Source organism: Actinomadura barringtoniae (assembly GCF_017573505.1).
Lineage (GTDB): Bacteria > Actinomycetota > Actinomycetes > Streptosporangiales > Streptosporangiaceae > Spirillospora > Spirillospora barringtoniae.
Map to the genome: position 1 here is coordinate 326,071 of NZ_JAGEOJ010000015.1, position 13,329 is coordinate 339,399.

9 protein-coding genes are annotated in these 13,329 nt (G+C 68.7%); 3 read left to right on the top strand and 6 right to left on the bottom strand.

Translation table 11 applies throughout. The features are described 5' to 3' along the window. Nucleotides 1–370: 370 nt before the first annotated feature. Entirely contained in the window at nt 371–2,278 is a 1,908-nt protein-coding gene (locus J4573_RS34770; protein ID WP_208260172.1) for a hypothetical protein, read from the bottom strand. Nucleotides 2,279–2,596: 318 nt separating this feature from the next. After that, on the bottom strand, nt 2,597–3,577 hold the full coding sequence (locus J4573_RS34775) for an aldo/keto reductase (protein WP_208260173.1): 981 nt from the start codon (nt 3,575–3,577) through the stop codon (nt 2,597–2,599). A gap of 90 nt (nt 3,578–3,667) precedes the next feature. Here J4573_RS34775 and J4573_RS34780 point away from each other — a divergent pair, with 90 nt between their 5' ends. Further along, nucleotides 3,668–4,147 (top strand): Lrp/AsnC family transcriptional regulator, encoded by a 480-nt coding sequence (locus J4573_RS34780; RefSeq protein ID WP_208260174.1) that lies wholly within the window; start codon nt 3,668–3,670, stop codon nt 4,145–4,147. Nucleotides 4,148–4,184: 37 nt separating this feature from the next. Here the strand turns inward: J4573_RS34780 and J4573_RS34785 are convergent, their stop codons facing one another. Then, entirely contained in the window at nt 4,185–4,427 is a 243-nt protein-coding gene (locus tag J4573_RS34785) for a hypothetical protein (RefSeq protein WP_208260175.1), read from the bottom strand. Nucleotides 4,428–4,634: 207 nt separating this feature from the next. On the opposite strand from J4573_RS34785, the gene J4573_RS34790 reads away from it, so the two are divergent. Together J4573_RS34790 and J4573_RS34795 are read left to right on the top strand one after the other, a co-directional pair. Next, nucleotides 4,635–5,504 carry a S1 family peptidase gene (locus tag J4573_RS34790; RefSeq protein ID WP_208260176.1) on the top strand — a complete coding sequence of 290 codons (870 nt, stop codon included), beginning with the start codon at nt 4,635–4,637 and terminating at the stop codon, nt 5,502–5,504. A 118-nt stretch (nt 5,505–5,622) separates the two neighbouring features. Further along, nucleotides 5,623–6,072 carry a hypothetical protein gene (locus tag J4573_RS34795; protein ID WP_208260177.1) on the top strand — a complete coding sequence of 150 codons (450 nt, stop codon included), beginning with the start codon at nt 5,623–5,625 and terminating at the stop codon, nt 6,070–6,072. 2 nt (nt 6,073–6,074) lie between these two features. On the opposite strand, the gene J4573_RS34800 is transcribed toward J4573_RS34795, so the two are convergent. From J4573_RS34800 to rpoB, 3 genes are all read right to left on the bottom strand, one after another. Continuing rightward, complete coding sequence (locus tag J4573_RS34800) at nt 6,075–7,310, bottom strand: pentapeptide repeat-containing protein (RefSeq protein WP_208260178.1); 1,236 nt, start codon at nt 7,308–7,310, stop codon at nt 6,075–6,077. Nucleotides 7,311–7,474: 164 nt separating this feature from the next. Beyond that, nucleotides 7,475–11,347, bottom strand: a complete 3,873-nt coding sequence (locus J4573_RS34805; RefSeq protein ID WP_208260179.1) for a DNA-directed RNA polymerase subunit beta' — start codon at nt 11,345–11,347, stop codon at nt 7,475–7,477. Between the two features lie 20 nt (nt 11,348–11,367). Then, nucleotides 11,368–13,329, bottom strand: a 1,962-nt coding sequence (gene rpoB, locus J4573_RS34810; RefSeq protein WP_208260180.1) for a DNA-directed RNA polymerase subunit beta, incomplete at its 5' end; no start/stop codon positions are given.

Consider the following 13,329-nt stretch of genomic DNA (forward strand, 5'->3'; position numbering starts at 1 on the left):
TGGCCGCAGCGCACGCATAGCGGCCCGCACACGGCGGGCGCAAGGAGAGAGATTACCTACCTCTGCGCCAAAGTGCAAAGTGAACCGTCCACTACCGCGGATCGCCACTTCGACGCAAGCTGTGTTCTTGGCTTTCGCGGCCTCGGGCCCTCGCCTGGCGGCTCGGACCCGACCCGCGAAAGCGGCGAGCGCGACATCGCTTCGCGATCTGAGCCGGAAACTTCGCCTTCGGCTCGCTCCCGACTCAGGTAGCGCGCTCGCAGCGCAGCCTAAGGTTTCTGATCTCCGTAAGGAGGAACGACGGCGGGCCGCCGGTTGTTCCCGGCAGCCCGCGCAGTCGTGCCGACATTTGGCCGGACCTTTACGCCACCTACATCACGAACGCGATCAGGACCACCACGATGACCACCAGCACCACGACGCCGCCGACGATCATCAGCAGGTTCTTGTTGCCGCCCTTGTCATCGTCGCCCGAGGCGGCGGGACCGGGGTAGGCCTGCTGGCCCGGCTGGCCGTACTGGCCGGGCTGCTGACCGTACTGGCCCTGGCCCTGCTGCTGACCGGGCTGTCCCGGCTGGCCGTACGCGCCGGGCTGCTGGCCGTAGGCCTGCTGCTGGCCGTAGGGCGACTGGGCGTCGGGCTGGCCGTACTGCTGCTGTTGACCGTAGGCCTGCTGGCCCTGCTGCTGGTCTTGCTGGCCATATTGCTGCTGGCCGTACTGCTGCTGACCGTAAGGCTGCTGGCCATAGCCCTGCTGGTCCTGCTGGCCGTACGGCTGCTGGCCCTGGCCTTGGCCCTGGGGCTCCTGGCCGAACTGCTGCGCGCCGTACTGCTGCTGGCCGGGCGCCTCGGGCTGCTGCGCGGGCGACTGCCACTGCTGCTGGCCGAGGTCCAGGCGCGTCTGGTCCGGCATGCCCTGCGGCTCGGGCGTCTGGCCACCCTGCCCGGCCTGCGGGCCCTGCGTGGACGGGTCGAACGCCTGCGTCGGCTGGGCGTCCTCCACGTCGTGCGCGGGCGGAACGGGCGAGCCGAAGGCCGGGGGCTCCTCCCCCGACGACGCGGCACCGTAGCCCGGCTCGGGCGGCGGGACCATCAGCGTGCGGTCCGACTCGACCGACGGCGGCTGGCCGGGCGCCGGAGGCTGCCGGCCATAGGCCGGCTGGTCCTGCGAACCCTGCGCCTCGGGCGTCCAGGGCTCGGGCGTCGACGGCGGCGCGGGCGCCTGCCAGGGCTCGTTGGCCGGCTCGGGCGCGGGCTTGCGCTCGGGCCCGGAGGCGACGGGGATGTCGGGGCCGGGAGACCAGGCGGTCGTGGCCTGGTCGTCCACCGCGGGCGTGTCCTGCTCGGGCTCGTTGCCCGGACCCGGAACGATCACCGTCCGTTCGGACAGGCCGTCGCCACCGCCGGCGCCGGGCGCACCGGCGTCGGGACCCTGCGGCTCGGCCGGGGGCGTGTAGGGCTCGGCCGGCGGCGCGTACGGATCCGCGGGCGCCGCAGGGGGCGCGTACGGGTCGGCAGGCTGCGCGGGCGGCGCGTAGGGGTCCGCGGCACCGGGCGCGGGCGGCGCACCCGGGGAGGCGTAGGGCTCCTGCGGGCTGCCATAGGGCGCCTGCCCGTAAGGCTGCTGCGACTGGGACTGGTCGGGCTGCTGCCCATATCCCGGCGCGGGCGGCTGCTGACCGTAGGGCGGCTGCTGCGGCTCCTGGGGGTAGCCCTGGGGCTGCCCGTAGGGCTGCTGCTGCTCGAAGGGAGGCTGACCGTACTGCTGCGGGTCCTGCCCATAGGCCGGGGCAGGCGGCTGCTGGCCGTACGGAGACTGCTGCGGCTCCCCATAAGCGGGCGGGGTGCCGTAAGGCTGCTGACCGGCGGGCGGCTGCTGGCCGTAGACGGGCTGGTCCTGCCCGTACGGCGGCTGCGGCGGCGCGGGCGGCTGCTCGTTCTGCTGAACGGGGATGGGCTCGACCATCGTCGGCGGCGGGGGCGGCGGCGCCGGCCGTTCCTCGGCCTGCGCGGGCTCGGCCGGCGTCGTCGGCTCGGGCTGAACGGGCTGTGCCGGCGGAACTGGCTGACCGGGCCCGGCCGCGGGAGTCTGCGGCGCCGGTCGTCCACCCGCGGCACCGCCCAGCTGGGGCGCGCCGAAGACCACGGTGCGATCGCCGAGCGGCCGGGCGGGTGGCTCGTCCTTGTCGGGCTTGTCCTCGGCGGAATCCGCCTTAGGAGCGTCCTTGTCCTCGGGCACTGGCCACTGCTGCCCCTGCGTACCGTCTTGCTCGGTCATCGTCGGGCTCCTTCAGCGCCGTCGCCCCGGGGTCCGCCCAGGTCGTGCCAGTTCCGCTCCGAGACGCGCGGCGCATAACGCGGCCTCCAAGCCTGCTCTCGACCCCATTGCGGCATCGTCCCCGCCTTTGGGGTCTTCACGCACCCAGCCTGCCCCGATCGCCTGCGGTATCGCAAATCACCACCCCACGTAGACGCCGAATGAAGAAGCCGCGTTCCAAAGCGAAGGCCGCCCCCGCTGTGCGCGGGGGCGGCCAGGGCCTGAACGGACTACTGACAGCCCAGGATCGGGGCCCACTTGAGGGCCAGGGTCGGGTGCCTACTCGTGGCCCAGGATCGGGTGCGGCCGGTAGGGCGCTTCGAGCCGTTCGATGTCCTTCTCGTCGAGCTCCAGGTCCGCCGCCGCGAGGGCGTCCTCGACGTGCCGCAGCTTGGTCGCGCCGATGATGGGCGCCGACACCGCGGGCTTGCTCAGCACCCACGCGAGCGAGACCTGCGCGGCGGGAACGTCCCGTTCGGCGGCGATCTCCTTCACGACGTCCACCACGTCGAAGTCGGCGTCCTCGTACAGCACGTCGGCGAACGCGTCGGTCTCCGAACGGACCGTGTTGCGCACGCCGCCGCGCTCGCGGTTGCCCGCCAACAGCCCGCGCGCCAGCGGGCTCCACGGGATGAGGCCCACGCCCTGGTCGAGGCAGAGCGGGATCATCTCGCGCTCCTCCTCGCGGTAGACCAGGTTGTAGTAGTTCTGCATGGTGGCGAAGCGCGTCCAGCCCTCGGCGTCGGCGATGTGCTGGGCCTTGGCGAACTGCCAGGCGAACATGCTCGACGCGCCGATGTAGCGGGCCTTGCCCGCCTTCACCACGTCGTGCAGGGCCTCCATGGTCTCCTCGATGGGCGTCTCGTAGTCCCACCGGTGAATCTGGTAGACGTCCACGTAGTCGGTCCCGAGGCGCTTCAGCGAGGCGTCGATGCCCGCCATGATGTGCTTGCGCGAGAGGCCCGAGTCGTTCGGCCCATCGCTCATCGGGAAGTAGACCTTCGTCGCCAGCACGTAGTCGTCACGGCTGTTGAAGAACTTCGGCAGCAGCCGCCCGGTGATGCGCTCGGACTCGCCCAGCGAGTACATGTCGGCGGTGTCGAAGAACGTCACGCCGCCCTCGACGGCCCGCCGCACGATCGGCTCGGCGTCCTCTTCGGGCAGGAACCACTTGCGCTGGGCGGGGTCGCCGTAGCTCATCATGCCCAGGCAGATGCGGGAGACCTTCGTGCCCGTCGTCCCCAACCGAGTCTGTTCCACACGATCTCCTCTCAGGGTTCCCCTGGCCGGCCGGGCCGTACGCCCGGAAAAGCCATGGCCGTATTGTCGGTCGCTTCGTAGTTTGGAGGAATGGCGAATCGCAAGGGCCGAGCAGGTCAGGCCTTCGAATCCAAACCGCCCGACTCCGTCGATCTTCGCATCCTCACCGAACTGCAGCGCAACGCCAGGGTCTCGCTGGCCGAGCTGGGCCGCCGCGTCTCGCTGTCGGCCCCCGCCGTGGCCGAACGCGTCCAGCGCCTTGAGGAGTCCGGCGTCATCACCGGCTACCACGCGTCCGTCGACCCGCGCGCGCTCGGCTTCCCGATCAGCGTCCTGGTCCGCGTACGACCGGCTCTGCGCGAGCTGGCCCGCATCCCCAAGATCGCCGACGAGATCCCGCAGATCGTGGAGTGCCACCGCATCACCGGCGACGACTGCTTCTACTTCGTGGCCCACCTGCGCCGCATCGAGGAGCTGGAGCCGATCCTCGACCGCTTCACCCCGTACGCCCGTACGACGACGTCGATCCTGCAGTCGGCCCCGGTCCCCCGCCGGCCGCTCCCCCTTTGAGAACGCCAAAGGCCGCCCCCAGGGGCGGCCCTGTCCGTCACTGCACTGCTGTGAAGCACTCGACCTCGGCACGCCGTTCGGTGATCCCGAGGCGGACTTCCTTCTGGACGCACTGCTTCTGCTCGGCGTTGAGCTTCAGCTCGCCGCAGACCTTGACCCCCGAGTAGGTGCGGCAGTCGGTCTGCTTGGCGGGTTGCTTGGCCGCCTGCGCGGGCGCCGCGGCCACCGCGCCGAACACCGTCACCACTCCCAGCAGGCCCGCTGCGATCGCCTTGTTCATGTGCGTCCCCCCTGTTCACTACCGCCTCGAACGTTAGCGAGCCTCCTACCCACTCCAGGCCGTGTAGTCGCAAAAGTGGAGCAAAAGGTACAAATCACACCCCTGCGACCCAGGGCACATAAGCCGCGAACCGGTTGCAGAGCATGATCAACAACTGTCACGATCTTTCCGCTCAATGGCTCCCCCCTTTTCAGGAGAAACCAAAGAATGCGGAAGTCGACCCGCACCCTCACCCTTCGCGCCACCGGCGCCGTCGCCGGCGTGGCCGTCCTGGCCACCGCGGCCGTGGCGGCCTCCGGCACCCTCTTCGACCGCGAGGTCACCACCCAGAAGGTCGCCGCGACCGTCTCGCCGAAGATCGTCGGCGGGCAGCCCGCCGATCAGCCCTACCCGTTCGCGGTCTCGATGCAGATCGACAAGAACGGCGACCCGAACTGGCACACCTGCGCCGGCTCGCTCATCACCCACCAGTGGGTGGTGACCGCCGCCCACTGCGTCGTGGACGAGAACAACAAGCCCAAGGACCCGGCGCTCTACCACGTGCGCCTGGGCACCAACGACCGCTACCAGGGAGGCACCACCGCGAACATCGCCAAGATCGTGGTCTTCCCGACCTACGACGGCAACGCCAAGCCCGACCCCGCCAAGGTCTACGGCGACCTCGCGGTCTTCAAGCTCGACAAGGCCGTCCCCGTCGCCCCGATCCGCATCGCCCCGGCGAGCCCCGCGGTCGGCACCAAGGTCCGCGCCATCGGCTGGGGCCGTACGACCTCCGACAACACCGGCCCCCTGCCGACCGAGATCCGCCAGCTCGACACCACGATCCTGGCCCCCTCCCAGTGCTACGGAGGCGACTACGGCATCGGCAAGGGCGACCTCTGCTTCGACACCCCGGGCCCGAACGGCACCTGCGGCGGCGACTCCGGCGGCCCCCTGATCCGCAAGGTCGGCCGCGAGTGGCAGCTCATCGCCGCCAACAGCCGCGGCATGTCCGACGCCTGCGGCGACGGCCTCGACGTCAACACCGACGTCTCGTTCCACAGCAAGTGGATCAAGCAGCAGATCATCGCCGGCTGACCGAACCCCAACGGCCCGTCCACTCCCGGACGGGCCGTTGTGCGTTCTGCGGAGACGCTCGCGAGACGGCCGGGCGCAAGTATGATCCCCCGCAGTCGATCAGCGAGGATGGTGGGACATGCGTTCCAGCCGCGCGGCAGGCCTCGTGGGTCTGGCGGCCACCACGACGCTCCTGGGCGCCTCCCCGGCCCACGCCGACCCCAGGCCGCACGCCACCCCCCGGCCGCACGCCGAGCACGGCCGCTGGATCAACATCGGGCACGACTCGCACAGCCCCACGATCAGCTGGCGCCCCCGCGCGGTCTTCAAGTCCCGCTCCCGCGTCCTGCAGCTGGTCTACCGCTGCTGGGACGGCGGCGACCGCACCCGCATCCAGGTGGTCATCTCCCGCAAGTTCGCGGCGGGCTACAGCAAGGAGAAGGCCCACATGGGCCTGCTCCCCTGCGGCCGCGGCACGGTGCGCCGCCTCACCTACACCGGCGCCAAGAAGGGCGCCCACTACCAGATCGGCCTCTTCCTGAGAGGCCACCGCCACACCATCGAGTACTGGGTCCAGAACGAGCTCTGACCTCAGAACCGAGTCTTCCCATCCGTCCGCGCAACCTTCCGCACGACCGCCGGATCGAGGCCCTCTACCTCCCTGAGGTCAGTGCCACGAAGATCGGCGTCCACCAGCCACTTGCCGACGTCGACGCGCGGGCAGTCGCTGTCATCCGCGTCGGTGAGCACGGCTCCATACAGTCTCGCTCCGCGGAGGTCCGCGTTCGCCAAGCTCACGCCGCACAACGACGCGCCTTCGAGATTCACCCCTCGCAACCTCGCGGAAGTCAGGTCGGCATCGTCCAAGGTCGCATCCGTCAGGTTCGCTCCACGCAGATCGGCCTCTTCGAAGGAGGCCGATTCAAGGTCAGCACTCTCACCATCGAGCTTGCGCAGGTCCGCTCTCGCCAGATTCGCCGTAAAGGCGGATTTGAGGCGGGCTCCACGGAGATCCGCAGAGGCCAGATAGACACCGTCCAGGGACGCACCGGTCAGGTCGAGGCCGGCCCCGTCCAGGTTGTTCAGATCAATGATCTCCACGCCGTCGTCGGGTTCCGGGGGGTCCTGCAACACCGCGTATTGACCCACGAGCCGACCCAGCACAGTGAGCGCACCGAGCACGTCGGTAGCGACCATCGGCTTCCGGCTGCGGGCAGGCTGGCGTGTCTCCTGGCGGATGTGGCCGCGAACGAATGCCGCCAGAACCTCGACGATCGACTCGTGATCCCTACCCGAATCGGCGGCGAGCTTTTCCAGGGCGAAGATGCCACCGAGCCGCACGTCGGACTTGGAGCTGCCGAGCTGCTCGATCGCTTTGGTGTAGCGGTCGGAGATCTGTGCCTCCTGGGTGGAGTGCAGTGTCAGGGCGGTGGCGATGAGGCTTCCGGCGGTGAAGATGACGCCCACGACCACGCCGATGCTGTTCACCGCCTGCATCCGGGTCTGCTGGCGCTGCGTGATCAGCTCCACGCGCTCCTTCGCGGGGATCTCGGCGAGCTGCTCGGAACTGGGCGGGGGGAACTCAGGCAGGCCGGAATGCCGCAGTGTGAACCAGACCAGGGCCGCGAACGCCATCGCCACGAGGGCCGGGACGAGAAGCCATGGACCGGTCCTGGTGAACTGCTCCGGCATGAACCAGGGTGCGGGTCCTCCCCTTTCGACGAGGCCGAAGCTCACGACCGCGACCACCACACCGACCAGGATGACTATCCACCAGCTGGGAAGGCGTCGGCGGGGGCGGCCGCCCCCTGATGGTTCGGTGGCCATGAGTCGGCAGGCTATGACAGAGCGTGGCGAATGTGGCGAAGCTTGCCGGGTGAGGCCATGGCCCAAAACGGCAAGGGCCCCTCCCGATCAGATCGGAAGGGGCCTTGTCGTGTCGTCAGTGTCCGCGAGTGGCCGGGTGCGCTGGGCACCCGGCTCCTCGGGACTTAGCGGTTGTACTGGCCGAAGTCGTACTCCTCCAGAGGCACTGCCTCACCGGAGCCCTGGCCGAAGGCGTACTCGGCGCCGTCGTCGTAGGAACCGACGGAGTAGACGGCCGCCTTGGCCTCCTCGGTGGGCTCGACCCGGACGTTGCGGTACTGCGGCATGCCGGTACCGGCCGGGATGAGCTTACCGATGATGACGTTCTCCTTGAGGCCCAGCAGCGGGTCGCTCTTGGCGTGCATCGCGGCCTCGGTCAGGACTCGGGTCGTCTCCTGGAAGGAGGCGGCCGAGAGCCAGGACTCGGTGGCCAGGGAGGCCTTGGTGATGCCCATGAGGACCGGACGACCGGCGGCGGGGACCCCGCCCTCGGCCACGACGTTCCGGTTGGTCTCCTCGAACAGCGGACGCTCGACCAGGTCACCGGGCAGCAGCTCGGTGTCACCGGACTCGAGGATGTTCACCCGCTTGAGCATCTGGCGGACGATGATCTCGATGTGCTTGTCGTGGATCGACACACCCTGCGACCGGTAGACCTCCTGGACCTCGTGGACCAGGTGGAGCTGCACGGCGCGGGGGCCGAGGATGCGCAGCACCTCGTGCGGGTTCTGCGCACCCGCGATGAGCTGCTGGCCGACCTCGACGTGCTCGCCCTCCTTGACCAGGAGGCGGGACCGCATCGGGACCTGGTAGGGGATCTCGTCCGAGCCGTCGTCGGGGACGATGACGACCTTGCGGGTCTTCTCCGTCTCGTCGATCTTGACTCGGCCGGCCACCTCGGAGATCGGGGCGACACCCTTGGGGATGCGCGCCTCGAAGAGCTCCTGAACACGCGGCAGACCGTGCGTGATGTCACCACCGGCCACACCACCGGTGTGGAAGGTCCGCATGGTCAGCTGGGTGCCGGGCTCACCGATGGACTGCGCGGCGATGATGCCGACGGCCTCGCCGACGTCCACGCGCTTGCCGGTCGCCAGCGAGCGGCCGTAGCAGGCGGCGCAGACACCGATCTTGGCCTCGCAGACCAGGGCGGAGCGCGTACGGACGCTCTCCACGCCGGCCTCGACCAGGCGGCTGACGACCGCGTCGGACAGGTCGGTGTCGGCCGGGAAGATGACCGTCCCGTCGACCACGACCTCTTCGGCGATGGTGCGGCCGATCAGGCCGGTCTCCGTGGTCGCCGGCTTCACCAGCGTGCCGTCGGCCAGCTTGTCGGCGACCGAGAAGGGGATCGTGCGGTCGGTGCCGCAGTCCTCTTCGCGGACGATGACGTCCTGGGCCACGTCGACGAGGCGACGGGTCAGGTAGCCGGAGTCGGCGGTACGCAGGGCGGTGTCGGCCAGACCCTTACGGGCACCGTGCGTCGAGATGAAGTACTCGACGACCGACAGGCCTTCACGGAAGCTCGACTTGATCGGACGCGGGATGGTCTCGCCCTTGGGGTTGGAGACCAGGCCTCGCATACCGGCGATCTGCCGGATCTGCAGCGGGTTACCGCGGGCACCGGAGTTGACCATCATCCAGACCGGGTTGGTCCGGGGGAAGGCCTGCTCCATGTCCACGGCGACGTCCGCGGTGGCCTTGTTCCAGATCTCGATGAGCTCCTGCTTGCGCTCGTCGTCGGTGATCAGACCGCGGTTGAACTCGCGCTGCACCTTGTCGGCGCGGGCCTCGTAGCCCTGCAGGATCTCGGCCTTGTTCGGCGGGGTCACCACGTCCTCGATGGAGATGGTGACGCCGGAACGGGTGGCCCAGTGGAACCCGGTGGACTTCAGGGCGTCCAGCGCGTTGGCGACGTCGACCTTGGGGTAGGTCTCGGCCAGCTCGTTCACGATCGCCGAGAGCTGCTTCTTGCCGACCTCGTAGTTCACGAAGGGGAAGTCGGCGGGCAGCGCCTCGTTGAAGATCGCGCGGCCCAGCGTGGTCTCCAGCCGGTACGGCTGGCCGGCCTCGTAGCCCTCGGGGGCGACCCAGCCGCGGGGCGGCGGGACGTCCTTGAACCGGATCTGGATCTTGGCCTGGAGGCCGAGCTCGTTCCGGTCGTAGGCCATGATCGCCTCGGAGATCGAGCCGAACGCACGGCCGTCGCCCTCGGTGTCCTCGCGCTCGGTCGTCAGCCAGTAGAGGCCGATCACCATGTCCTGGGTGGGCATGGTGACGGGCTTGCCGTCCGACGGCTTGAGGATGTTGTTGGTCGACAGCATCAGGATGCGGGCCTCGGCCTGCGCCTCGGCCGACAGCGGCAGGTGCACGGCCATCTGGTCACCGTCGAAGTCCGCGTTGAACGCGGTGCAGACGAGCGGGTGGATCTGGATGGCCTTGCCCTCGACCAGCTGCGGCTCGAACGCCTGGATGCCCAGGCGGTGCAGGGTCGGAGCGCGGTTCAGCAGCACCGGGTGCTCGGTGATGACCTCTTCGAGCACGTCCCACACGACCGGGCGGGCGCGCTCGACCATGCGCTTGGCGGACTTGATGTTCTGCGCGTGGTTGAGGTCGACCAGCCGCTTCATGACGAACGGCTTGAAGAGCTCCAGCGCCATCTGCTTGGGCAGACCGCACTGGTGCAGCTTCAGCTGCGGGCCGACGACGATGACCGAACGGCCGGAGTAGTCGACGCGCTTGCCGAGCAGGTTCTGGCGGAACCGGCCCTGCTTGCCCTTCAGCATGTCCGAGAGGGACTTCAGGGGGCGGTTGCCCGGTCCGGTGACCGGGCGGCCGCGGCGGCCGTTGTCGAACAGCGCGTCGACGGCCTCCTGAAGCATCCGCTTCTCGTTGTTGACGATGATCTCGGGAGCGCCCAGGTCGAGCAGGCGCTTGAGCCGGTTGTTCCGGTTGATGACCCGGCGGTACAGGTCGTTCAGGTCGGAGGTCGCGAAGCGGCCACCGTCCAGCTGCACCATCGGGCGCAGGTCCGGCGGGATCACCGGGATGCAGTCCAGCACCATGCCCTGCGGGCTGTTGCGGGTGTTGAGGAACGCCGAGACGACCTTCAGCCGCTTGAGGGCGCGGGCCTTCTTCTGGCCCTTGCCGGTACGGATGATGTCGCGCAGGCGCTCGGCCTCGGCGTCGAGGTCGAAGTTCTGGAGCCGGGCCTGGATGGCCGCGGCGCCCATGCCGCCCTCGAAGTACTTGCCGAAGCGGTCCCGCATCTCGCGGTACAGCATCTCGTCGCCCTCGAGGTCCTGGACCTTGAGGTTCTTGAAGCGGTTCCAGACCTCGTCGAGACGGTCGATCTCGCGCTGCGCGCGGTCGCGCAGCTGCTTCATCTCGCGCTCGGCGCCGTCACGGATCTTGCGCTTCTGGTCGGCCTTGGCACCGGCCTCCTCGAGCTCGGCGAGGTCGGCCTCCAGCTTCTGCTGGCGGGCCTCGACCTGCGCGTCACGAGCCTGCTCGATCTGCTGGCGCTCCACGGAGATGTGGGCCTCCAGCGTCGGCAGGTCGCGGTCGCGCCGCTCGGCGTCCACGCTGGTGATCATGTAGGCCGCGAAGTAGATGATCTTCTCGAGATCCTTCGGGGCCAGGTCCAGCAGGTAGCCCAGGCGCGACGGGACGCCCTTGAAGTACCAGATGTGGGTGACGGGCGCGGCCAGCTCGATGTGGCCCATCCGCTCACGACGCACCTTGGCGCGGGTCACCTCGACGCCGCAGCGCTCACAGATGATGCCCTTGAAGCGGACGCGCTTGTACTTACCGCAGTAGCACTCCCAGTCCCGGGTCGGACCGAAGATCTTCTCGCAGAAGAGTCCGTCCTTCTCGGGCTTGAGGGTCCGGTAGTTGATCGTCTCCGGCTTCTTCACCTCGCCGTGCGACCACTGGCGGATGTCGTCGGCGGTCGCCAGGCCGATACGAAGCTCGTCGAAGAAGTTGACGTCAAGCAATGTGTTTCCCCTTGAGTTGATCAGACCTCTTCGACACTGCTCGGCTCGCGCCGGGACAGGTCGATACCGAGCTCTTCCGCCGCACGGAAGACGTCCTCATCGGTGTCGCGCATCTCGATGGACATGCCGTCGCTCGAGAGGACCTCGACGTTGAGGCACAGCGACTGCATTTCCTTGATGAGGACCTTGAAGGACTCCGGAATACCGGGCTCGGGAATGTTCTCGCCCTTGACGATGGCCTCGTAGACCTTCACGCGGCCGAGAACGTCGTCGGACTTGATGGTCAGCAGCTCCTGCAGAGCGTAGGCGGCGCCGTACGCCTCCAGTGCCCAGACCTCCATCTCACCGAAGCGCTGGCCGCCGAACTGGGCCTTACCGCCGAGCGGCTGCTGGGTGATCATGGAGTACGGACCGGTCGAACGAGCGTGGATCTTGTCGTCGACCAGGTGGAGCAGCTTCAGGATGTAGATGTAACCGACCGAGATCGGGTCCTTGTAGGGCTCGCCGGTACGGCCGTCGAACAGCCGCGCCTTACCGCCCGGCTCCACCATGCGGTTGCCGTCGCGGTTCGGCAGGGTGCTGGCGATCAGGCCGACGACGTCGTCCTCGCGGGCGCCGTCGAACACCGGGGTGGCCGTGTTGGTCCACGGCTCGGCCTGGTCCACGCCCAGGGTCTTGAGCTGACGCTTCCATTCGGCGTCGTCGCCCTCGACCTTCCAGCCGCGGCTGGCGACCCATCCGAGGTGGGTCTCCAGGACCTGTCCCACGTTCATACGACCGGGGACGCCGAGCGGGTTGAGGACGATGTCGACCGGGGTGCCGTCTTCGAGGAACGGCATGTCCTCGACCGGCAGCACCTTGGAGATGACGCCCTTGTTGCCGTGCCGGCCCGCGAGCTTGTCACCATCGGTGATCTTGCGCTTCTGAGCCACATAGACGCGGACCAGCTCGTTCACGCCCGGCGGGAGCTCGTCACCCTCATCGCGCGAGAACACCCGGACCCCGATGACCTTGCCCTGCTCACCGTGCGGCACCTTCAGCGAGGTGTCACGCACCTCACGCGCCTTCTCACCGAAGATCGCCCGCAGCAGCCGCTCCTCGGGCGTCAGCTCGGTCTCACCCTTGGGCGTGACCTTGCCGACCAGGATGTCGCCGGGGACGACATCGGCGCCGATGCGGATGATGCCACGCTCGTCCAGATCGGCCAGGACCTCCTCGGAGACGTTCGGGATGTCCCGCGTGATCTCCTCAGGCCCCAGCTTGGTGTCACGAGCATCGACCTCATGCTCCTCGATGTGAATCGAGGACAACACGTCATCCTGCACCAGACGCTGGCTCAAGATGATCGCGTCTTCGTAGTTGTGCCCCTCCCACGGCATGAACGCCACCAGAAGGTTCTTACCCAGCGCCATCTCGCCCTGGTCGGTGCACGGACCGTCCGCGACGACCTGGCCGAACTCGACCCGCTGGCCCTCTTCGACGATCGGCTTCTGGTTGAAGCACGTGCCCTGGTTGGACCGCTTGAACTTGGCGACCCGGTAGGTGGTCCGGGTGCCGTCGTCGTTCATCACGGTCACGTAGTCGGCGGACACCTCCTCGACGACGCCCGCCTTCTCGGCGGTGATGACGTCGCCGGCGTCGACCGCGGCGCGGTACTCCATGCCGGTGCCGACCAGCGGAGCCTCGGACCGCAGCAGCGGCACCGACTGGCGCTGCATGTTGGAGCCCATCAGCGCACGGTTGGCGTCGTCGTGCTCCAGGAACGGGATCATCGCCGTGGCGACCGAGGTCATCTGCCGCGCCGAGACGTCCATGTACTGGACGTCGTTCGGGGCGACCAGCTCGACCTCGCCGCCCTTCTTGCGGATCAGGACCTTCTGCTCGACGAAGGTGCCGTCGTCGTTCAGCAGGGAGTTGGCCTGCGCGACGACGAAGCGGTCCTCTTCGTCGGCCGTCAGGTAGTCGATCTGCTCGCTGACCCG